This window comes from Streptomyces sp. NPDC048420 (assembly GCF_040651535.1).
GTDB lineage: Bacteria > Actinomycetota > Actinomycetes > Streptomycetales > Streptomycetaceae > Streptomyces.
The window spans coordinates 1-20,475 of sequence record NZ_JBEZKG010000057.1 but is presented as its reverse complement, the minus strand read 5'-3'; the positions used below and the strand labels follow the sequence as shown (position 1 = coordinate 20,475).

Sequence of the window (20,475 nt, the reverse complement as noted above, 5' to 3'; positions counted from 1 at the left end):
CACGCCGATCGCGCGGCAGCGTGGGCGTCAGTCCTGGATCGAACACCGGGCGCTGATCGCCGCGATCGCCGACCGGGACCAGCAGCGCGCCACCGAACTCATGCGGGAACACACCGAGCACACGCGGCGGTCGTACCACGCGCGTCAGCGGTCGTAGCCCCCGGCGGCGGTCCGCGGTCGTGATCAGGTGGTCGAGGTCGGGGGCGGTGTCGCGCCGGACGGTGTGGCCGGGGAGCGCATGCCGAGCCACTGCTCGGCGCCCCAGGCCTCGAACCGCTCCACCTCGGTGAACCCCAGCTTTGCCGCGAGACGCATCGAGCCGACGTTGGCGGTCTGGGTGGCGAGCACCACCGGCTCGCCGGGAAGCTCGCCGTCGAGCCAGTCGAGGGCCGCAGCGCACGCCTCGAAGGCGTACCCGAGTCCCCACGCCCGCGGCAGGAACAGGTAGCCGAGATCGGTCTTCCCCGCGGCGGCCGGGCGGCGGTGCCCCGTTGCCCTCCTGAGCAGGATCTGGCCGATCATGGCGCCGTCGAGTTCGACGGCGAAGCTCCCGGGCCACCGCTCGGGTTCCCGGGGCAGCTCGCGCTCAAGTTCGTCACGAGGGCGGGGGCCGCCGAGATAGGTGTGCACCTCCGGCGACGCGAGCAGCTCGACGAACGCGGCCCGGTCCCGGGTCTCGGGCGCACGGAGCACGGAGCACGAGCCTGTCGGTCCTGATCGGCTCGGGTGGCCAGGCCACGGATCCCAGATCTTCCATCCGCGCACGCTAACAGGCGGCCGCGAGAGCCCGTCAGGCCTTTGTCCTGAAAGTGGAGAAAGTTGGTACCAATCTGTGCACAGCTTCTTCCCAGGTTGGGCGGTCGCTGCTACGTTCCCCTCGAAAGCCCGGCAACTGGTGGCCGAATGAGGCGGGGAGGGGCTCGTGAGACGCATGACGGCACGACCTGCGAACGCGCATCAGGCCCGGCTGCTCAAGCTGTTGCGTGACGGAGGCCCCAACTCCCGGGCGCAACTGGGCGATCAGGTCGACCTGTCACGGTCAAAGCTGGCCGTGGAGGTGGACCGCCTGCTGGAGACGGGCCTGATCGTGGCCGACGGACTCGCCGCCTCCCGCGGTGGGCGCCGTTCCCACAACATCCGGCTCGCCCCCGCCCTGCGTTTCCTCGGCGTGGACATCGGCGCGACCTCGGTCGACGTCGCCGTCACCAACGCCGAACTGGAGATCCTGGGACACCTCAACCAGCCGATGGACGTGCGCGAGGGCCCGGTCGCGGTCTTCGAACAAGTCCTGTCCATGGCAGCGAAGTTGAGAGCCTCCGGGCTCGCCGAGGGGTTCGACGGCGCCGGTATCGGTGTCCCCGGGCCCGTCCGCTTCCCCGAGGGCGTCCCCGTGGCTCCGCCGATCATGCCGGGCTGGGACGGCTTTCCCGTGCGGGAGGCGCTCAGCCAGGAACTCGGCTGCCCGGTCATGGTCGACAACGACGTGAACCTCATGGCGATGGGGGAGATGCACGCGGGCGTCGCACGCTCCGTGGGCGACTTCCTCTGCGTCAAGATCGGCACCGGTATCGGCTGCGGCATCGTCGCCGGGGGTGAGGTCCACCGCGGGGTGACGGGCAGTGCGGGCGACATCGGGCACATCCAGGCCGTGCCCGACGGCCGTCCGTGCGCCTGCGGCAACCGGGGCTGCCTGGAAGCCCACTTCAGCGGGGCGGCCCTCGCCCGGGACGCCGTGGAGGCGGTCGAGCAGGGGCGCTCCGAGGAACTCGCCGCACGGCATGCGGCGAACGGCGCACTGACGGCGGTCGACGTGGCTGCCGCAGCGGCCGCCGGTGACGCCACCGCCCTCGACCTGATCCGTGAGGGCGGCAACCGGACCGGCCAGGTCATCGCCGGACTGGTCTCCTTCTTCAACCCCGGCCTGGTGGTGATCGGCGGCGGGGTGACCGGCCTCGGCCACACCCTGCTCGCCGCGATCCGCACCCAGGTCTACCGCCAGTCGCTGCCGCTGGCGACCGGCAACCTGCCCATCGTTCTAGGGGAGTTGGGCCCGACCGCCGGAGTCATCGGCGCGGCCCGGCTCATCAGCGACCACCTGTTCTCACCCGCGTAGCAACCAACGTCAGCACGCTCTTGCCCGCGTAGCAACCAACGTCAGCACGCTCTCGCCCGCGTAGAAGCCGACTTCGGCACGTCTGGCACAGCGCCCTGCTCCGCCCTGCCCTGAAACCGGCCCGCACGCCCGCCAAGGGGAACTCATGGCACCAGAACCACCGCTGCTCAGCATGTCCGGCATCACCAAGTCGTTCCCCGGAGTCCGGGCCCTCGACGGCGTCGACCTCGACGTCCAGGCCGGTGAAGTGCACTGTCTGCTCGGCCAGAACGGGGCCGGGAAGTCCACCCTCATCAAGGTGCTCGCCGGCGCCCACCAGCCCGACACCGGCACCATCCGCTGGCGCGGCGAGGAGGTCACCCTCCGCTCGCCGATCGCCGCCATGCGCCTCGGCATCGCCACCATCTACCAGGAACTCGACCTGGTGGAGCACCTGTCGGTGGCCGAGAACGTCCACCTCGGCCATGAACCCACGGCCGCCGGGTTCGTCGTACGGGGAAAGGCGGCCAAGGCTTCGACAGCGGCCCTGCTCAAGCGACTCGGGCACCCGGAGATCGATCCGGCGCGTCTGGTCGGGGAGTTGTCGGCGGCACAGCAGCAGATCGTGTCCATGGCGCGGGCGCTCTCCCACGACGTACGGCTGATCGTGATGGACGAACCGTCCGCCGCCCTCGACCCGGACGAGGTCGACAACCTCTTCCGGATCGTCGGCGACCTCACCGCCGAAGGAGTCGCCGTCGTCTACATCTCCCACCGCCTGGAGGAGATCCGCCGGATCGGTGACCGGGTGACGGTGCTGAAGGACGGACGGGCCGTCGCGGTTGGACTGCCCGCGAAGTCGACGCCGACGCGTGAGGTCGTGGCGCTGATGACGGGACGGAACGTCGAGTACGTCTTCCCCGAGCGGCCTGTGTCGGGGCCCGGTGGCCCGCCCGTTCTGGAAGTCAAAGGCCTTTCCCGGGAAGGCGAGTTCGAGCCCCTGGACCTGGAAGTCCACCCGGGGGAGATCGTCGGCCTCGCCGGGCTGGTCGGGTCCGGGCGCTCCGAGATCCTGGAGACGATCTACGGCGCCCGCAAACCGTCCGCCGGTCAAGTCACCGTGGGTGGACGGGCGTTGCGGCCCGGCAGCGTACGCGCCGCCGTCCGTGCCGGGATCGGGCTCGCCCCCGAGGAGCGCAAGGCGCAGGCCCTGCTGATGCTGGAGTCGGTCACCCGCAACGTCTCCGTCTCCTCCATGTCCCGCTTCTCCCGCGCCGGTTGGATCGACCGGGGTGCCGAACTCGGCGCGGCCCGGGCGGCGACCCGCGAACTGTCGCTGCGGCCCGACAACCCCTCCGTACCGATCCGCACCCTGTCCGGCGGCAACCAGCAAAAGGCCGTCCTGGCCCGCTGGCTGCTGCGCGGCTGCCGCGTCCTGCTGCTCGACGAACCCACCCGGGGAGTCGACGTCGGAGCCCGCGCCGAGCTGTACGCGGTCGTCCGGCGCCTGGCCGACGAGGGGCTTGCCGTCCTGCTGGTCTCCAGCGAGGTCCCCGAGGTGCTCGGCCTCGCCGACCGCGTCCTGGTGCTCCGCGAGGGCCGTGTCGTCCATACGGCACCCGCCCGTGAGCTCGACGAACACCGTGTACTCGACCTCGTCATGGAAGGAAGCCCGGCGTCATGACGCAGCACATGTCCCCGCCCACGGGAAGCGCCGACAAGGTGCCGTCGGCGAGTGAACCACCCGCGTGGCGAGGGGTGTTCGCCCACACCGACGTCCGCACCCTCTCCCTCCTCGGCGTGCTCGCCGCACTGATCCTCATCGGCGGCATCACCAAGCCCGACGAGTTCCTCGACACCCGCAACCTCCAACTCGTCCTCACCCAGGCCTCGGTGATCGGTGTCGTCACCGTCGGCATGACCTTCGTGATCACCTCCGGCGGCATCGACCTCTCCGTCGGCGCGATCGTCGCCCTCGCCTCGGTGTGGGCGACCACGGTCGCGACCCAGGAGTACGGCTTCGCCGGCATCCTCTTCACGGCGGTGATCGTCGGAGTCGGCTGCGGCCTGGTCAACGGGCTGCTCATCGCGTACGGCGGGATGGTCCCGTTCATCGCCACCCTCGCCATGCTCGCCTCGGCCCGCGGGCTCGCCCTGCAGATCACCGACGGCCGCACCCAGATCGTCAGCGTGACCTCCGTGCTGGACCTCGGGGGCCGGGACGCGTACGTCCTCGGCATCCCGCCGCTCGTCATGGTCTTCGCGGTCGTGACGATCATCGGCTGGCTGGTGCTGAACCGGACCACCTTCGGCCGGCGCACGGTCGCCGTCGGCGGCAACGCGGAGGCCGCCCGGCTCGCCGGCATCGACGTCCGCCGTCAGCGCCTCTACCTCTACCTGCTGTCCGGACTGTGCTGCGGCATCGCGGCCTTCCTGCTGATCATCCTGTCCGGCTCCGGCCAGAACACCAACGGCAACCTCTACGAGCTCGACGCCATCGCCGCCGCGATCATCGGCGGAACCCTGCTCAGCGGGGGGCGCGGCACCATCACGGGCTCCGTGCTCGGGGTCCTGATCTTCACCACGATCACCAACATCTTCGCCCTGAACAACCTGCAGAGCGACGTCCAGCAGATCGCCAAGGGCGCGATCATCGTCGCCGCCGTGCTGGTCCAGCGCCGTACCGCAAGCACGACCTGAGGAAAGGTTTCACGGATATGCCTGAGCTCACGAGCCGTAGAGGACTGCTCTTCGGGACCGCCGCCGTCGGAGCCGGTGTCCTCCTCGCAGGTTGCACCAGCAACGACTCCAGCGACGACGAACCGGCCGCGAACGACCAACCGGCCGCCGAGGACAAGCCCGGCAAGCAGGTCACCATCGGCTTCGCGGGACCGCAGGCCGACCACGGCTGGCTCAACGCCATCAACGACAACGCCAAGAACCGCGCCAAGAAGTACTCGGACGTCACCCTGGAGATCACCGAGGGCTCCAACGACACCGCAGCCCAGATCGGCCAGATCGAGACCCTCATCAACAAGAAGGTCGACGTCCTGGTCGTCCTGCCCGCCGACGGCAAGGCCCTCACCCAGGTCGGACTCAAGGCCATGCGGGCCGGGATACCGGTCGTCAACCTCGACCGAATCTTCAACACCCCGCAGGCGTACCGCTGTTGGATCGGCGGCGACAACTACGGCATGGGCCTCAACGCCGGCCACTACATCGGCGAGAAACTCAAGGGGAAGTCGAACGCCAAGGTCATCGAGCTGGCCGGACTCGACAACCTGGAACTCACCCAGCAGCGCACCAAGGGCTTCGACGACGCTCTGAAGAACTACCCCAACATCCGCAAGGTGGCCCGCCAGGCCGCCGACTTCACGGTCGAGTCCGGGCAGGCCAAGATGGCCCAGCTCCTGCAGGCCCAGTCGAGCTTCGACGCGGTGTGGAACCACGACGACGACCAGGGCGTGGGCGCGCTCCGGGCCATCGACCAGGCCGGACGCGACGACTTCCTGATGGTCGGCGGCGCGGGCGCCCTGTCCGCGTTCCAGGCCATCAAGCAGGACAACGGCGTCCTCAAGGCGACCGTCCTCTACCCGCCGACCATGGCCGCCTCCGCGATCGACCTGGCCCGTGCCCTGGGCCAGTCCAAGGGGGTGAGCGGCCTCGCCGAGTTCGAGATCCCGGCCTCCCTCACCCTCTACTCGGCCGTCGTCGACAAGACCAACGTCGACCAGTACATGTCCACCGGCTTCAAGTGAGGCGTCCCGATCCGGGGCCTGTCCTACCGGCCGGGCCGGCCGCGAGCGGCAGCGCGCCCCGGCCGGGCCCACCCGAAAGGCAGGCCCCAGGAGCCCGGTTCGTCGACGGACCGGGCTGCACCCCCCACCGCGCCACGACGACGAGGAGGACATCGCGCATGGCACAGCCGCAGCAGTCAGAAGAGGCCGGGAAACCGCCGCTACGGGTGGGCATGGTCGGCTACGCCTTCATGGGCGCCGCCCACTCCCAGGGCTGGCGGACCGCCGGACGCGTCTTCGACCTGCCCCGCCGCCCGGTGCTCGCCGCGATCTGCGGCCGGGACGCGGACGCCGTGCGCCGGGCCGCCGACCGGCACGGCTGGGCATCCGCCGAGACCGACTGGCGGACCCTGATCGCGCGGGACGACATCGACCTCGTCGACATCTGCACCCCCGGCGACAGCCACGCCGAGATCGCCGTCGCCGCCCTGGCCGCCGGCAAGCACGTACTGTGCGAGAAGCCTCTCGCCAACACCGTCGAAGAGGCCGTGCGGATGACACGTGCCGCCGAAGATGCCCAGGGACGGGGCCAGTTGGCGATGGTCGGCTTCAACTACCGCAGGGTGCCCGCCACCGCGCTGGCCCGCCGGATGGTGGCCGAGGGCCGCATCGGCAAGCTGCGGCATGTCCGGGTGACATACCTTCAGGACTGGCTCGTGGACCCGGAGTTCCCGCTGACCTGGAGGCTGCGCAGGGAACTGGCAGGCTCGGGCTCGCTCGGCGACCTGGGCGCGCACATCGTCGACCTGGCCCAGTACCTGGCCGGAGAGCCGCTGGCCGGAGTGTCCGCACTGACGGAGACCTTCGTACGGGAACGGCCGCTGGCCGGCGCCGTCAAGGGCCTGTCCGCGGTCTCCGAGGGCGGCACCGGCCAGGTCACCGTCGACGACGCCGCCCTCTTCACCGGCCGCTTCACCTCCGGCGCCCTCGCCTCCTTCGAGGCCACCCGCTACGCCACCGGCCGCAAGAACTCCCTGCGCCTCGAACTCAACGGCGAGCGTGGCTCGTTGGCCTTCGACCTGGAACGCCTCAACGAACTCGCCTACCACGACGGCACCGAGCCCGGGGCGCACGCCGGCTTCCGCCGCATCCTCGTCACCGAGCCCGACCACCCCTACCTGGACGCCTGGTGGCCGCCCGGCCACGGCCTCGGCTACGAGCACACCTTCGTCCACCAGGCCCGCGACCTCGTCCACGCGATCGCCGAGGGTCGCCGCCCCGAACCCTCCTTCGCCGACGGCCTCCAGGTCCAGCAGGTGCTCGCGGCGGTGGAGGAGAGCGCCGAGAAGAACTCCGTCTACACACCGATCACCGTCTGAGGAGGGCCCGGGACATGCCGCGTCAGTTCACGCTCTTCACCGGCCAGTGGGCCGACCTCCCGCTCGAAGAGGTCTGCCGGCTCGCCCGTGACTTCGGTTACGACGGCCTCGAACTCGCCTGCTGGGGCGACCACTTCGAGGTCGACAAGGCGCTGGCCGATCCGTCCTACCTGGACTCCCGGCACGCGCTGCTCGACAAGTACGGGCTCAAGTGCTGGGCGATCTCCAACCACCTGGTCGGCCAGGCCGTGTGCGACGCCATCATCGACGAACGCCACCAGGCCATCCTGCCCGGTGTGGTGTGGGGCGACGGGGACCCCGAAAGGGTACGGCGGCGCGCGGCGGACCGTATCAAGGACACCGCGCGGGCCGCGGCCGCCTTCGGTGTCGAGACCGTCATCGGCTTCACCGGGTCCGCCATCTGGCACCTGGTCGCCATGTTCCCGCCCGCCCCCGAGTCGATGATCGAGCGCGGTTACGAGGACTTCGCCGAACGCTGGAACCCCATCCTGGACGTGTTCGACGCCGAGGGCGTGCGCTTCGCGCACGAGGTCCACCCGAGCGAGATCGCCTACGACTACTGGACAACTCAGCGTGCCCTGGAAGCAGTTGGCGGGCGAGCGGCCTTCGGGCTGAACTTCGACCCCTCCCACTTCGTGTGGCAGGACCTCGACCCGGTCGGCTTCCTGTGGGACTTCCGCGACCGGATCTACCACGTGGACTGCAAGGAGGCCCGCAAGCGCCTGGACGGCCGCAACGGCCGCCTGGGCTCTCATCTGCCCTGGGGTGACCCGCGCCGCGGCTGGGACTTCGTCTCCGCGGGCCACGGTGACGTGCCCTGGGAGGACGTCTTCCGCATGCTGCGTTCCATCGACTACCAGGGTCCGATCTCGGTCGAGTGGGAGGACGCCGGCATGGACCGCCTCCAGGGCGCACCCGAGGCACTGAAGAGCCTCAAGAAGTACGACTTCGAGCCCCCGTCGGCCTCGTTCGACGCGGCGTTCGGCGGCAACGAGTAAGCCGCACCAGCCAGTTCCGGGATGACGGCGCATCTCGGCGTACCGCACCCGCCCGTACGACCGGCCCCGTTCTGGAGGCATCCGTGCACGGGAATGACCGCACCAACAGATTCGTCGTCGGCAACACCGCGCCCGAGGTGACCCTTGAACTCCCGCGCGACGGCGAGCTGTTCAGCTTCGGTGACGCCGTGCCGTTCAGGGTGCGCGTGAGCGACCCCGAGGACGGCAGGACCATCGACTGCACCAAGGTCAAGGTCACCTTCGTCCTCGGCCACGACAGCCACGGCCACCCCGTCACCTCCGCCAACGGCTGCACCGGCACCATCCAGACCAGCGCCGACGGCGGCCACGACGACGATGCCGACATTTTCGGGGTCTTCGACGCCGAGTACACCGACAACGGAGGCGGCGGCCAGGCCCCGCTGACCACCCACGACCAGAACGTGGTCCAGCCCAAGCACCGTCAGGCCGAGCACTTCGGCAACGCCTCCGGTGTCTCGGTCATCGACAAGGCCACGGCGCACGGCGGCAAGACCGTCGGCGACATCAACAGCGGCGACTGGATCTCCTTCACGCCGTACGTCCTGAGCAACGCCAAGTCCCTTACCGCGCGCATCTCTTCGGGCGGAGTCGGCGGCACGCTCGAGGTCCGTGCGGGTTCCGCGACGGGCACCCCGCTCGGCAAGGCGACCGTCCCGGTGACCGGCGGCTGGGAGACCTTCCAGGACGTCAGCGCCGATCTGTCCCGCGCACCCAGGGGCACCACCACGCTCTACCTGGTCTTCAAGGGGACCGGCACCGGGGCCCTGTTCGACGTGGACGACTTCACCTTCACGACCGGCTGAGAGGAGGGGCTCGATGAACACAACTGGACGATGGACGACGGCGGTTGCGGGAGCTGCACTGCTCCTCGGATGTGTGTCCCAACCCGCCGTGTCACACCCCGCGGACACCGAACGGGTGCTGGTCTTCTCCAAGACGGCCGGCTTCCGCCACGACTCCATCCCCGAAGGGGTCGCGGCAGTACGGGACCTGGGCACGAGCGGCGGCTTCACGGTCGACGCGACGGAGGACGCGGCCGCGTTCACGGCACGCAACCTGCGCCGCTACGACGCCGTCGTCTTCCTCTCCACCACCGGAGACGTCCTCGACCCCGCCCAGCAGCGGGCCTTCGAGGGCTACATCCGGAACGGCGGCGGATACGTCGGCATCCACGCGGCCGCCGACACCGAGTACGACTGGGCGTTCTACGGCGGCCTCGCCGGCGCCTGGTTCCAGTCACACCCGGCGATCCAGCCCGCCACCGTGGTGGTCGAGGACCGGGCACACCCCGCCACGTCAGGGCTGTCGCAGACGTGGAACCGGACGGACGAGTGGTACAACTACCGCTCCAACCCCCGGGACCGGGTCCATGTCCTCGCCTCCCTCGACGAGTCGTCGTACACCGGCGGCACGATGGACGGCGACCATCCGATCGCCTGGTGCCAGGACTACCAGGGCGGCCGCTCCTTCTACACCGGCTTCGGCCACACGAAGGAGTCGTATGCGGATCCGGTATTCCGTAGCCATCTGTTGGGCGGGATCCGGTATGCGACCGGCGACGCACAGGCCGACTGCCGACCGGAGACTGGATACCGTCCGCTCTTCGACGGCACCACGGACTCACTGGCCGACTGGAAACAGGCAGGCCCCGGCTCCTTCACCCTCGCCGACGACGGCACGCTCACGTCGACCGGCGGCATGGGGATGCTCTGGTACGCGGGTTCCGGGCAGGGCTTCGGGTCGTACTCCCTGAAGCTCGACTGGCGACTCGCCGGTGACGACAACTCCGGTGTGTTCGTGGGCTTCCCGCCCTCGGACGACCCATGGTCCGCCGTCGACAACGGCTACGAGATCCAGATCGACGCCACCGACGTACCGGAGAAGACGACCGGTTCCGTCTACGGTTTCCGCTCCGCCGACCTGAAGAAGCGCGACCGTGCGCTGAACCCGCCGGGGGAGTGGAACACGTACGAGATCCGCGTGGAGGGCGAACGGCTCCGCGTCTATCTCAACGGTGTGAAGATCAACGACTTCACCAACACCGATCCGGCCCGGAGCCTGCGTGACGGGCATGTCGGCATCCAGAACCACGGAGCCGAGGACCAGGTGTCCTTCCGCGACATCCGGATCAAGGAACTGCCCGTCAAGGGCGACTGAGCGGCGGCGGGCGGCGGACGCCGGACCTCCGCCCGCCGTCTTCTTCCCCTCACCCCGAGGGTCCGCCACGTCGAGTTCGTCGAGTTCGTCGAGTTCGTCGTGTTCGACAAGGAGGCTGCCCATGTCCGCGTCCGTTTCCGAACCGCGGGTCGGCGTCTGGCTGATCGGAGCCCGCGGTTCCGTCGCCACGACGGTCGTCGCGGGCTGCGCCGCCATGACGGCGGGCCTGCACCCGCCGACCGGCCTGGTCACCGAGACTCCACCCTTCAACGGAAGCGGCCTGCCACCCCTGTCCTCTCTGGTCTTCGGCGGTCACGACACGGTGGACTGCCCCCTGCCCAAGCGCGCGGAGGCCCTGGCAGCGGGCGGCGTCCTGCCCCACGGCCTGCCGACCGCCGTGATCGCCGAGCTCGCCGCCGCGGAACGGGAGATCATGCCTGGTGGCCCCCTCCCCGGCGACACCCGGACCGAGGAGGAGCTGATCGCCGCGTTCGCCGCGGACATACGGTCCTTCGTACGACGGTGCGGGCTGACGCGAGCGGTAGTGGTGAACGTGGCCACCACCGAGCCCGCGCCCACCGCTGACGCACTCCCCCCGAGCTCCCTTTACGCGGCCGCCGCCCTGCGCGCGGGCTGCCCCTACGTCAACTTCACCCCGTCGACGGGCCTGCACCACCCCGCTCTCACCGGACCGGCCGCATCCGCCGGACTGCCCCACGCGGGCCGGGACGGCAAGACCGGCCAGACCCTGCTCCGGTCCGTGCTGGGCCCGATGTTCACCCAACGCGCCCTGACGGTCCGCGCCTGGTCCGGCACGAATCTGCTCGGCGGCGGCGACGGAGCCGCCCTGGCCGACCCGGCGGCGGCCGCGGCGAAGAACGCCGGCAAGGAGCGCGTCCTGGTCGACACCCTCGGCACCACGCCCGAGGGCGAGGTCCACATCGACGACGTCCCCGCCCTCGGCGAGTGGAAGACCGCCTGGGACCACATCGCCTTCGACGGCTTCCTCGGCACCCGCATGATCCTCCAGACCACCTGGCAGGGCTGCGACTCCGCCCTCGCCGCCCCCCTGATCCTCGACCTGGCCCGCCTGGTCGCCCGCGCCCACGAGCGGGGCCTGTCCGGCCCCCTGAGCGAGCTGGGCTTCTATTTCAAGGACCCGGTGGGGGAGGGCCCCTCGGCGCTGGGGGAGCAGTACGCGGCACTCGTGGGATTCGCGCAGCGCTTGAAGGCGGCGGGCGCCGGGGACGGGCCCGGGAACGGAGGGCGCCGGTCCGGTGTCCGTGCCGACGCTCCAGACGCGGACGGCGTAGACAGCGCGGAGGGCGCGGAGGGCGAGCAGGGCGTGGACGGCAGCGCGGGTGGCGACGGCATCGATGTCAGCGACCTGGATCCGGCTGACGCCCACGCTCGGGACTCTGCACACGGCGGCGGCACCAGCAGCCACGCCGACGGCCGTGTCCCTACCGCTCGCTCCGGAGAGCAGCGGTGAGGGCGGACGGAGCAGGAGCGCCGGGCGGACCGTTCGAGGAGGGCGACAAAGGGCCGACGCCCCGGACAGCAACGCCGCGCCTCGAGTCCTCGCTCCACGCGGCTGTACCGCGCAGCGGGCCACCCGACCGTGCCCACACCACCCGTCCCGTCGGAGACATGACCGCCCCGCTCGCTGCACCTCGCCCCCCTGCGTCACCCGTCGGCAACCGACTCCGCTTCGGCTACGGCACCAACGGCCTCGCCGACCTCCGCCTCGACGACGCCCTCACCCTGCTCGCCGACCTCGGCTACGACGGCGTCGGACTGACCCTCGACCACATGCACCTCGACCCCCTCGCCCCTGACCTCGCCACCCGCACCCGACGCCTCGCCCACCGGCTGGACACCCTCGGTCTGACCGTGACCGTCGAGACGGGCGCCCGCTATGTGCTCGACCCCCGCCGCAAACACGGCCCCTCCCTCCTCGACCCCGACCCGGACGACCGCGCCCGACGCGTCGACCTGCTCATCCGCGCAGTCCAGGTCGCCGCCGACCTCGGCGCGCACGCCGTGCACTGCTTCAGCGGCCCCACCCCGACGGGCACCGATCCGGACACGGCGTGGAAACGCCTGGCCGAGACCCTCACCCCCGTCCTGGACGCCGCCACCAGGGCCGGCATCCCCCTGGCCGTCGAACCCGAACCGGGCCACCTCCTCGCCACCCTCGCCGACTTCCACCACCTCCGCACCACCCTCGGCGACCCGCCGGCACTGGGCCTCACCCTCGACATCGGCCACTGCCAGTGCCTCGAACCCCTGCCGCCCGCCGACTGCGTCCGCGCCGCAGGCCCCTGGCTGCGCCACGTCCAGATCGAGGACATGCGCCGAGGCGTCCACGAACACCTCCCCTTCGGTGACGGCGACATCGACTTCCCGCCGGTCCTCGCCGCCCTGGCCGACACCGGCTACCAGGGCCTGACCGTCGTCGAACTGCCCCGCCACTCCCACGCGGGCCCCCACTTCGCCGAACTCTCCCTCCCCTACCTCCGTCAGGCAGTGGCGCTCTCACAAGGAAGCACACCATGACCCACCCCCATGCCCACCAGGCAACCTCCACGGCGGACACCCAGGGCACCACCCTCGCCCGAACCCCGCCGCACGACCTGCACAGTCAACTCGCCAACCGCCTCGACGGGACCGCCCGCGCCTGGCTCGACCAGGCCCTCGACGAGGCCGCCACCCACCCCGGCGCCCACGGCCCGATCACGGTGTGGGAGCTACGGCTCGCCGAGGCCGGACGTCGCTGCGGCCCCGAACACGCCGACGCCGCCCGCATCCTGATCCTGCACGCCGCCCGCGCCGACACCGACGCCCTCACCCGCGTCTACGCCCAGGGCACCGCCGCCGAACGCCGCGCCGTCCTGCACGCCCTGCCCCACCTGGTGCCGGGACCGCAGGCCCTCCCGCTCGTCGAGGACGCCCTGCGCACCAACGACACCCGGCTCCTGGCCGCCGCAGTCGGCCCCTACGCCGCCCGCCACCTCGACGCCCACCACTGGCGCCACGCCGTCCTGAAGTGCCTGTTCACCGGGGTGCCCGTGAACGAGGTGGCCGACCTCGACCGACGGGCCCACGCGGACGACGAACTCGCCCGCATGCTCGGCGACTACGCCGCCGAACGCACCGCCGCCGGCCGCCCCGTACCCCAGGACCTGCACCGCGTACTGACCCTGACCGACCCCACCGCCACCCCGCCCGGCGTGCACGGCAAGGAGTCCTGATGCGCATCTTCGACCCCCACATCCACATGACGTCACGGACCACCGACGACTACCAGGCCATGCACACCGCAGGCGTGCGTGCCGTGGTCGAGCCGGCCTTCTGGCTGGGCCAGCCCCGCACCTCTCCCGCCTCCTTCCTCGACTACTTCGACTCCCTGCTGGGCTGGGAACCCTTCCGCGCCGCCCAGTACGGCATCGCCCACCACTGCACCCTCGCCCTCAACCCCAAGGAGGCCAACGACCCGCGCTGCGTCCCCGTCCTCGACGAACTGCCCCGCTATCTCGTCAAGGACCAGGTCGTCGCCGTGGGCGAGATCGGCTACGACTCCATGACCCCCGCCGAGGACACCGCCCTCGCCGCCCAGCTCCAGCTCGCCGCCGACCACGAGCTGCCCGCGCTCGTCCACACCCCGCACCGCGACAAGCTCGCAGGTCTGCGCCGCACCCTCGATGTCGTCCGCGAATCCGCCCTGCCGACGGAGAGGGTCCTGGTCGATCACCTCAACGAGACCACCGTCAAGGAGGCCAAGGACAGCGGCTGCTGGCTCGGCTTCTCCGTCTATCCCGACACCAAGATGGACGAGGAACGGATGGTCGCGATCCTGCGCTCCTACGGCCCCGAACAGGTCCTGGTGAACTCCGCCGCCGACTGGGGCCGCAGCGACCCCCTCAAGACCCGCAAGGTCGGCGACCTGATGCTCGCCGAGGGCTTCACCGAGGACGACGTCGACCGGGTGCTGTGGCGCAACCCTGTCGCCTTCTACGGCCTCAGCGGCCGCCTGAACCTCGACGTCACGGCCACGGGCACCACCCACGAGGGCAACTCCATCCTCCGGGGCCCCCAGAAGACGGAGGCGTGAGCCATGCGCTTCCGCCACCCCGACGGCACCACCGTCCACCTCGCCTACTGCACCAACGTCCACCCCGCCGAAACCCTCGACGGCGTCCTCGCCCAGCTTCGCGACCACTGCGAACCCGTCCGCCGCCGCCTCGGCCGCGACCGCCTCGGCATCGGCCTGTGGCTCGCCCGCGACGCAGCCCACGCCCTGGTCAGCGACCCTTCCGCACTGCGCGACCTGCGCTGCGAACTCGACCGCCGCGGCCTCGAAGTCGTCACCCTCAACGGCTTCCCCTACGAGGGCTTCGGCGCCGAAGAGGTCAAGTACCGCGTCTACAAGCCGGACTGGACCGACCCCGAACGCCTCGACCACACCACCGCCCTGGCCCGCGTCCTCACCCGACTCCTGCCCGACGACGTCACCGACGGCAGCATCTCCACCCTCCCGCTCGCCTGGCGCACCGACTACGACGACGGCAGTGCCGACAAGGCCCGCACCGCCCTGCTCACCCTCGCCGAACGCCTCGACGCCCTCCAGGAACTGACCGGCCGCTCCATCCGCGTCGGCCTCGAACCCGAACCCGGCTGCGTCGTCGAGACCACCGGCGACGCCATCGCCCCACTGACCGCGATCGCCCACGACCGCATCGGCATCTGCGTCGACACCTGCCACCTCGCCACCTCCTTCGAAGAACCGCACACCGCCCTGGACGCACTCACCGCGGCCCACGTCCCCGTCATCAAGTCCCAGCTCTCGGCCGCCCTGCACGCCGAACACCCCCACCTCCCCGAGGTCCGCGAGGCACTCACCGCGTTCGACGAACCCCGCTTCCTGCACCAGACCCGCACCTCCACCGCCGCGGGCCTCCGCGGCACCGACGACCTCGGCGAGGCCCTCGCCGGCGACACCCTGCCCGACGGGGCACCCTGGCGCTCCCACTTCCACGTCCCGCTGCACGCGGCCCCCGCCGCACCCCTCACCTCCACGCTCCCCGTCCTGCAGACCGCCCTGACCCGGCTCGTCGGCGGCCCGCACCCGCTCACCCGCCATCTGGAGGTCGAGACCTACACCTGGCAGGCCCTCCCTCCCGAACTGCGCCCCCGCGGCCGCACCCAGCTCGCCGACGGCATCGCCGCCGAACTCACCCTCGCCCGCGACCTGCTGACCGACCTCGGCCTGAAGGAGCTGCCATGAGCCAACAGCCCCCAGAGACGGGACCGACCCCGCTCCTCGTCCTCGACGTCGTCGGTCTCACCCCCCGCCTCCTGCACCACATGCCCCACCTCAAGTCCCTCGCCCAGTCCGGCTCCCACGCCCCCCTCGGCACCGTGCTGCCCGCCGTCACCTGCGCCGCCCAGTCCACCTTCCTCACCGGCACCCACCCGTCCGAGCACGGCATCGTCGGCAACGGCTGGTACTTCCGCGAACTCGGCGACGTACTCCTGTGGCGCCAGCACAACGGCCTGGTCGCCGGCGACAAGCTCTGGGACGCCGCCCGCCGCGCCCACCCCGGCTACACCGTCGCCAACATCTGCTGGTGGTACGCCATGGGCACCGACAGCGACATCACCGTCACACCCCGTCCCGTCTACTACGCCGACGGCCGCAAGGAACCCGACTGCTACACCCGGCCCCCGGCCCTCCACGACGAACTCACCGACAAACTCGGCACCTTCCCCCTCTTCCACTTCTGGGGCCCAGGCGCGGACCTGGTCTCCAGCCAGTGGATCATCGACGCGACCCGCCACATCATGCGCACCCGTCACCCCGACCTGACCCTCTGCTACCTCCCTCACCTCGACTACGACCTGCAACGCTTCGGCCCCGACGACCCACGCTCCCTGCAAGCCGCCGCCGACCTGGACCGGGCCCTCGCCCCGCTCCTGGACGACGCCCGCGCGGAAGGCCGTACCGTCGTCGCGCTGTCCGAGTACGGCATCACCCGCGTGGACCGGCCCGTCGACATCAACCGCGCCCTGCGCCGCGCAGGTCTCCTCGAGGTGCACACCCAGGACGGCATGGAGTACCTCGACCCCATGGCCTCCCGCGCCTTCGCGGTCGCCGACCACCAGATCGCCCACGTCTACGTGCGCCGCCCCGAGGACCTGGACGCCACCCGCGCCGCCCTCGACGGCCTGCCCGGCATCGGGCAACTCCTCGACGACGAGGGCAAGAAGGCCCACCATCTCGACCATCCGCGCGCCGGCGAACTCGTCGCCGTCGCGGAGCCGGACGCCTGGTTCACGTACTACTACTGGCTCGACGACGACCGCGCGCCCGACTTCGCGCAGCTCGTCGAGATCCACCGCAAACCCGGCTATGACCCGGTCGAACTCTTCATGGACCCGCTCGACCCCTACGTCAAGGTCAAGGCGGCCACCGCGCTGGCCCGCAAGAAACTCGGCCTGCGCTATCGCATGGCGGTCGTGCCCCTCGACCCGTCACCTATTCGCGGCAGCCACGGCCGCCTACCCGAGAGCGACGACGACGGTCCGCTCCTCATCTGCTCCACCCCCCGCGCCGTCGGCGACCGCATCGCGGCCACCGACGTGAAGTCACTCCTGCTCCGACTGGCCGGACTTTCCTGACCTGTCACCAGTGAAGCACCCACCACTGACAACGCCCTCCGACCCCTGACAACGCCCTCCGACCCCGAGGAGACCCGGACATGAGCCGCATGTTCCAGCCCGACCCCGAACTCACCCACCGCCTCACCAGACGAGGCATGCTCGGCGTGGCAGCCGGAGCCACCGCGGCTGCGTTGCTCGGTGCCGCAGCGTCCCCCGCGGGCGCGGCTACCGGCTCCGCCACCGCGACCGACACCACAGGCCACGGCCGTGGGCGCCCCGTCCTGCCCCCCGGACGCCTAGGCATCCAGCTCTACAGCCTCCGCGACAAGGTCTCCACGCTCGGCTTCGCCCCCGTCTTCGCCGAACTGGAGAAGTACGGCTACGACGAGGTCGAGTTCGCCGGCTACACCCAGGGCTCCGCCGGACCCATCACCCTCGCCCAGCTCAAGCGCCTGGCCCGCGACCACGGCCTGAACCCGATCGGCAGCCACGTCGGCTACTACTCCGACGATCCGGGCGCCTACACCTTCGCCCAGAACCTCACCAAGGTCCTCGACGACGCCCAGGCCCTCGGCCTCAAACACATCGGCACCGCCTCAGGGCCGTTCCGCTACGGCTCGACCGTCGACGCGTGGAAGCGCGCCGCCGAGGAGTTCAACTCCTACGGAGCGGCCGCCAAGGCACGCGGCATGAAGTTCTACCAGCACAACCACTCCGAGGAGTTCTCCTTCGCGACCGACAACCCCAAGGTCCGGCTCTACGACGTACTCCTCAAGGAGACCGACCCCGACCTGGTGTTCCTGGAGATGGACATCTTCTGGGCGTACTCCGGCCAGTTCCGCTTCTCCAAGCGGCCCGACGGCACGCCCGCCCCCTTCGACCCCCTCGACTACGTCCTCAGGCGGCCCCACCGCTACCCGCTCTTCCACGTCAAGGACGGGGTGAGCGACCCGGCCAACACCTACGGCTACCGCATGACCGACGTAGGAGACGGCGACATCGACTACCAGAAGTTCATCTCCGCCGTCACCCGGCTGCGGGGCGAGCGCCTGGCCCACCACTGGCAGGCCGAGCACGACCAGCCCGCCGAGTCGTTCACGTTCGCCCGCCGCTCCAGCGCATACCTGCACTCCCTGCGGGAGAAGTGCTGACGGGACACGACTGAGGCGGGACCCCGAGGGCGCAGGGGGCGCTCCCCGCCGGTCGGGGTCCCGCCGTCGTGTATGCGGGTCACCGGTCAGCCCTGGGCCGCCGCGGCGGCCGTCAGGGCGAGCCGGTGGTCGCCCGCGTACACGTTCATGGAGTGGCCGCGCAGGAAGCCGACCAGGGGCAGGCCGGTCTCGGTGGCGAGGTCGACGGCCAAAGAGCGGCCGGTCATGAACGCCAGGCCGGGCCGCAGCGCCGGGTCCACCCACACCGGTGCCGTCGTCGAACCACGCCGGGTGACGACCCGCACCACCTCGCCGACCACCACCCCGTGCCGCTCGGCGTCCTCAGGGCTCAGCTCGACGCACTCGGCGCGCCGCAGCGCCGACGCCGAACCCCCTTTCTGCAGAAGGGTGTTGTACGAGCCCTGGCGGCGCCCGTTGGTGAGCCGCACCGGATACCGCTCGTCCGTCAGGTCGACGGGAGGGGGGTGTCGGACGAGCTGGAAGCGCGTTCGCCGCTCTCGATCGCTGAGGTCGTGACCGGTGAGGTCTCGACCGGTGAGCAGCGACAGGTCACCCAGCGCGCGGTGCCCATCCGTGTCGTGCTCGGTCACGGCGAGGGCGGGTATCGGCTCGCCCTGGGCGAAGGCGTGCGCCAACTCTCTGAGGACGGCGGCCGGTACGCCCGTCACCTTCACCGCCAGCGACAACGTCCACGGCTCGACTAGCGTCCGGTACTCCTCGTAGCCGGAGGTCGCGAGCTCGGTGAACTCCCGGTCTGCCAGGCCCGCTTGGATGATCTCCCGGCCGATCGCATGCGCCATCGGGAGCTCGGTGCCGACGTTCGGCCGGAGCCGCGCGTCGGCACCGATGGCATGGGTACCCAGTTCCGTCATGCGGCGGACCGCAGGGCGAGGAGGTCGGAGAGAGCGTGGACGGTGCGGAGCGTGGGCACGTCCACGCCGGTGATCTCGGCCAGCTCGATGACCGCGGTGAGCAGGACGTCGAGTTCGAGTGGCTTGCCGCGCTCCAGGTCCTGGAGCGTGGACGTGCGGTGGTCACCGACGCGTTCGGCGCCCGCGAGCCGGCGTTCGATGGAGACACCGACTGTGCAGCCGAGGGCCTCGGCGACGGCGAGCGTCTCAGCCATCATGGTCTCTATGACCTTGCGGGTGCCGCCGTGCAGGCACATCTGCCGCATGGTGGCGCGGGCCAACGCGCTGATCGGGTTGAAGGAGATGTTGCCGAGCAGCTTGAGCCAGATGTCGTCGCGCAGGTTCGCCTCGACCGGGGCCTTGAGACCGCCTTCCTGCATGGCCTCGCTGAAGGCCAGACAGCGCGGCGAAAGACTCCGGTCGGGCTCGCCGACGGAGAAGCGGGTGCCTTCCAAGTGCCGTACGACACCGGGGCCTTCGAGCTCGGTGGCCGCGTAGACGACACATCCGATGGCCCGGGAGGGCGCGAGCACCGCACTGACCGCACCGCCCGGGTCCACGCTCTCGATGCGGTGGCCGTCGTGCGGGCCACCGTGCTGGTGGAAGTACCACCAGGGGATGCCGTTCTGGGCCGCGACGACCGCGGTCGTGTCGTGGAGAAGGGGCTCGATGAGCGGCCCGCACGCCGCGTACGAGTTGGCCTTCAGTCCGAGGAAGACGAAGTCGACCGGGCCGATCTCGGCCGGGTCGTCGGTGGCATGGGTATGGGCGGTGAAGTCGCCCCGGGGGCTGAGGACTTGGACACCGTGCTGAAGCATGGCCTTCAAGTGCGGACCGCGGGCGACGAGATGCACGTCTGCGCCGGCGCGATGGAGGGCTGCGCCCACGTAGGCACCGATCGCACCGGCGCCGAGGACTGCGACTTTCATGGGTGGGAGCTCCGTTCGGTGAGGGTGACCGAGGAACTGCCGACTTTGTCGACTGAATATTGTCTACAGGATGGAGAGAGTGCTCAGCAAGGGTCGTGACGTGACCGACCCCCGTGAGCTGCTGATTCGCCTCCGTACGACCCGCGCTCGCGGTGCTGTGCGCCGTAGACTGTAGGCGAAAGCCAATTCATAATTGGCTCCCAGCTGCAGCGACGACGCTGTACAGGAGGGACCGAGATGTTGCCGACGACAGGACTGCCGTACGGGACGGTGCCCAGGCTCGAACGTCCCGGTCCGTTGCGGGATCGCGTATATGGGGCGTTGTTGGAGTTGATCACGACGCGTGCGTTGCAGCCGGGTCAGCATCTTGTGGA

Annotated in this window: 17 protein-coding genes and 3 pseudogenes; 17 read left to right on the top strand and 3 right to left on the bottom strand. The window is 70.6% G+C overall.

The window, feature by feature from the left end; translation table 11 throughout:
* A partial coding sequence (locus tag AB0D34_RS46325; RefSeq protein WP_362674038.1) for an FCD domain-containing protein occupies positions 1 to 157 on the top strand: 157 nt, incomplete at its 5' end.
* Between the two features lie 26 nt (positions 158 to 183).
* Here AB0D34_RS46325 and AB0D34_RS46320 read toward each other — a convergent pair.
* A pseudogene (locus AB0D34_RS46320) lies at positions 184 to 757 on the bottom strand (GNAT family N-acetyltransferase).
* A 174-nt stretch (positions 758 to 931) separates the two neighbouring features.
* Between AB0D34_RS46320 and AB0D34_RS46315 the strand changes: the two are divergent.
* The 15 genes and pseudogenes from AB0D34_RS46315 (at position 932) to AB0D34_RS46245 (ending at position 18,240) form a co-directional block, all read left to right on the top strand.
* Positions 932 to 2,113: an ROK family transcriptional regulator gene (locus AB0D34_RS46315; protein WP_362674036.1), complete on the top strand. Its 1,182-nt coding sequence runs from the start codon at positions 932 to 934 to the stop codon at positions 2,111 to 2,113.
* Positions 2,114 to 2,258: 145 nt separating this feature from the next.
* Positions 2,259 to 3,776 carry a sugar ABC transporter ATP-binding protein gene (locus tag AB0D34_RS46310; protein ID WP_362674034.1) on the top strand — a complete coding sequence of 506 codons (1,518 nt, stop codon included), beginning with the start codon at positions 2,259 to 2,261 and terminating at the stop codon, positions 3,774 to 3,776.
* Entirely contained in the window at positions 3,773 to 4,792 is a 1,020-nt protein-coding gene (locus tag AB0D34_RS46305; RefSeq protein ID WP_362674032.1) for an ABC transporter permease, read from the top strand. The genes AB0D34_RS46310 and AB0D34_RS46305 overlap by 4 nt, the downstream gene beginning before the upstream one ends.
* A 17-nt stretch (positions 4,793 to 4,809) precedes the next feature.
* The gene (locus AB0D34_RS46300; RefSeq protein WP_362674030.1) at positions 4,810 to 5,850 is read left to right on the top strand and encodes a substrate-binding domain-containing protein; all 1,041 of its coding nucleotides are present in this window, start codon (positions 4,810 to 4,812) and stop codon (positions 5,848 to 5,850) included.
* Positions 5,851 to 6,008: 158 nt separating this feature from the next.
* On the top strand, positions 6,009 to 7,208 hold the full coding sequence (locus tag AB0D34_RS46295; RefSeq protein ID WP_362674029.1) for a Gfo/Idh/MocA family oxidoreductase: 1,200 nt from the start codon (positions 6,009 to 6,011) through the stop codon (positions 7,206 to 7,208).
* Between the two features lie 14 nt (positions 7,209 to 7,222).
* Positions 7,223 to 8,227 carry a sugar phosphate isomerase/epimerase family protein gene (locus tag AB0D34_RS46290; RefSeq protein ID WP_362674027.1) on the top strand — a complete coding sequence of 335 codons (1,005 nt, stop codon included), beginning with the start codon at positions 7,223 to 7,225 and terminating at the stop codon, positions 8,225 to 8,227.
* 113 nt (positions 8,228 to 8,340) lie between these two features.
* Positions 8,341 to 9,072 (top strand): annotated as a pseudogene (locus AB0D34_RS46285) (carbohydrate-binding protein); the annotation flags it as partial.
* Positions 9,073 to 9,085: 13 nt separating this feature from the next.
* The gene (locus AB0D34_RS46280; RefSeq protein ID WP_362674024.1) at positions 9,086 to 10,426 is read left to right on the top strand and encodes a ThuA domain-containing protein; all 1,341 of its coding nucleotides are present in this window, start codon (positions 9,086 to 9,088) and stop codon (positions 10,424 to 10,426) included.
* A gap of 121 nt (positions 10,427 to 10,547) precedes the next feature.
* Entirely contained in the window at positions 10,548 to 11,918 is a 1,371-nt protein-coding gene (locus AB0D34_RS46275; RefSeq protein WP_362674022.1) for an inositol-3-phosphate synthase, read from the top strand.
* Positions 11,919 to 12,076: 158 nt separating this feature from the next.
* Positions 12,077 to 12,985 (top strand): sugar phosphate isomerase/epimerase family protein, encoded by a 909-nt coding sequence (locus AB0D34_RS46270; protein WP_362674019.1) that lies wholly within the window; start codon positions 12,077 to 12,079, stop codon positions 12,983 to 12,985.
* Entirely contained in the window at positions 12,982 to 13,680 is a 699-nt protein-coding gene (locus tag AB0D34_RS46265; RefSeq protein ID WP_362674017.1) for an EboA domain-containing protein, read from the top strand. Before AB0D34_RS46270 ends, AB0D34_RS46265 begins: the two co-directional genes overlap by 4 nt.
* A complete protein-coding gene (locus AB0D34_RS46260) occupies positions 13,680 to 14,540 on the top strand; it encodes a TatD family hydrolase (protein WP_362674015.1) in 861 nt (286 codons plus the stop codon). The genes AB0D34_RS46265 and AB0D34_RS46260 overlap by 1 nt, the downstream gene beginning before the upstream one ends.
* Before the next feature lie 3 nt (positions 14,541 to 14,543).
* The gene (gene eboE / locus AB0D34_RS46255) at positions 14,544 to 15,713 is read left to right on the top strand and encodes a metabolite traffic protein EboE (RefSeq protein WP_362674013.1); all 1,170 of its coding nucleotides are present in this window, start codon (positions 14,544 to 14,546) and stop codon (positions 15,711 to 15,713) included.
* On the top strand, positions 15,710 to 17,107 hold the full coding sequence (locus AB0D34_RS46250) for a nucleotide pyrophosphatase/phosphodiesterase family protein (protein WP_362674010.1): 1,398 nt from the start codon (positions 15,710 to 15,712) through the stop codon (positions 17,105 to 17,107). The genes eboE and AB0D34_RS46250 overlap by 4 nt, the downstream gene beginning before the upstream one ends.
* An 80-nt stretch (positions 17,108 to 17,187) precedes the next feature.
* Positions 17,188 to 18,240, top strand: a complete 1,053-nt coding sequence (locus tag AB0D34_RS46245; protein WP_362674007.1) for a sugar phosphate isomerase/epimerase — start codon at positions 17,188 to 17,190, stop codon at positions 18,238 to 18,240.
* An 86-nt stretch (positions 18,241 to 18,326) separates the two neighbouring features.
* Here AB0D34_RS46245 and AB0D34_RS46240 read toward each other — a convergent pair whose 3' ends face one another.
* Positions 18,327 to 19,133 (bottom strand): molybdopterin dinucleotide binding domain-containing protein, encoded by an 807-nt coding sequence (locus tag AB0D34_RS46240; RefSeq protein ID WP_362674005.1) that lies wholly within the window; start codon positions 19,131 to 19,133, stop codon positions 18,327 to 18,329.
* On the bottom strand, positions 19,130 to 20,101 hold the full coding sequence (locus AB0D34_RS46235; protein ID WP_362674002.1) for a 2-dehydropantoate 2-reductase: 972 nt from the start codon (positions 20,099 to 20,101) through the stop codon (positions 19,130 to 19,132). Before AB0D34_RS46235 ends, AB0D34_RS46240 begins: the two co-directional genes overlap by 4 nt.
* A 240-nt stretch (positions 20,102 to 20,341) precedes the next feature.
* Here AB0D34_RS46235 and AB0D34_RS46230 point away from each other — a divergent pair.
* Positions 20,342 to 20,475 (top strand): annotated as a pseudogene (locus AB0D34_RS46230) (GntR family transcriptional regulator); the annotation flags it as partial.

Bases quoted from the DNA above. Each gene is read 5' to 3' on its own strand.
- AB0D34_RS46315 (WP_362674036.1), top strand. From the start codon at position 932: ATGACGGCACGACCTGCGAACGCGCATCAGGCCCGGCTGCTCAAGCTG.
- AB0D34_RS46310 (WP_362674034.1), top strand. From the start codon at position 2,259: ATGGCACCAGAACCACCGCTGCTCAGCATGTCCGGCATCACCAAGTCG.
- AB0D34_RS46305 (WP_362674032.1), top strand. From the start codon at position 3,773: ATGACGCAGCACATGTCCCCGCCCACGGGAAGCGCCGACAAGGTGCCG.
- AB0D34_RS46300 (WP_362674030.1), top strand. From the start codon at position 4,810: ATGCCTGAGCTCACGAGCCGTAGAGGACTGCTCTTCGGGACCGCCGCC.
- AB0D34_RS46295 (WP_362674029.1), top strand. From the start codon at position 6,009: ATGGCACAGCCGCAGCAGTCAGAAGAGGCCGGGAAACCGCCGCTACGG.
- AB0D34_RS46290 (WP_362674027.1), top strand. From the start codon at position 7,223: ATGCCGCGTCAGTTCACGCTCTTCACCGGCCAGTGGGCCGACCTCCCG.
- AB0D34_RS46280 (WP_362674024.1), top strand. From the start codon at position 9,086: ATGAACACAACTGGACGATGGACGACGGCGGTTGCGGGAGCTGCACTG.
- AB0D34_RS46275 (WP_362674022.1), top strand. From the start codon at position 10,548: ATGTCCGCGTCCGTTTCCGAACCGCGGGTCGGCGTCTGGCTGATCGGA.
- AB0D34_RS46270 (WP_362674019.1), top strand. From the start codon at position 12,077: ATGACCGCCCCGCTCGCTGCACCTCGCCCCCCTGCGTCACCCGTCGGC.
- AB0D34_RS46265 (WP_362674017.1), top strand. From the start codon at position 12,982: ATGACCCACCCCCATGCCCACCAGGCAACCTCCACGGCGGACACCCAG.
- AB0D34_RS46260 (WP_362674015.1), top strand. From the start codon at position 13,680: ATGCGCATCTTCGACCCCCACATCCACATGACGTCACGGACCACCGAC.
- eboE (WP_362674013.1), top strand. From the start codon at position 14,544: ATGCGCTTCCGCCACCCCGACGGCACCACCGTCCACCTCGCCTACTGC.
- AB0D34_RS46250 (WP_362674010.1), top strand. From the start codon at position 15,710: ATGAGCCAACAGCCCCCAGAGACGGGACCGACCCCGCTCCTCGTCCTC.
- AB0D34_RS46245 (WP_362674007.1), top strand. From the start codon at position 17,188: ATGAGCCGCATGTTCCAGCCCGACCCCGAACTCACCCACCGCCTCACC.
- AB0D34_RS46240 (WP_362674005.1), bottom strand. From the start codon at position 19,133: ATGACGGAACTGGGTACCCATGCCATCGGTGCCGACGCGCGGCTCCGG.
- AB0D34_RS46235 (WP_362674002.1), bottom strand. From the start codon at position 20,101: ATGAAAGTCGCAGTCCTCGGCGCCGGTGCGATCGGTGCCTACGTGGGC.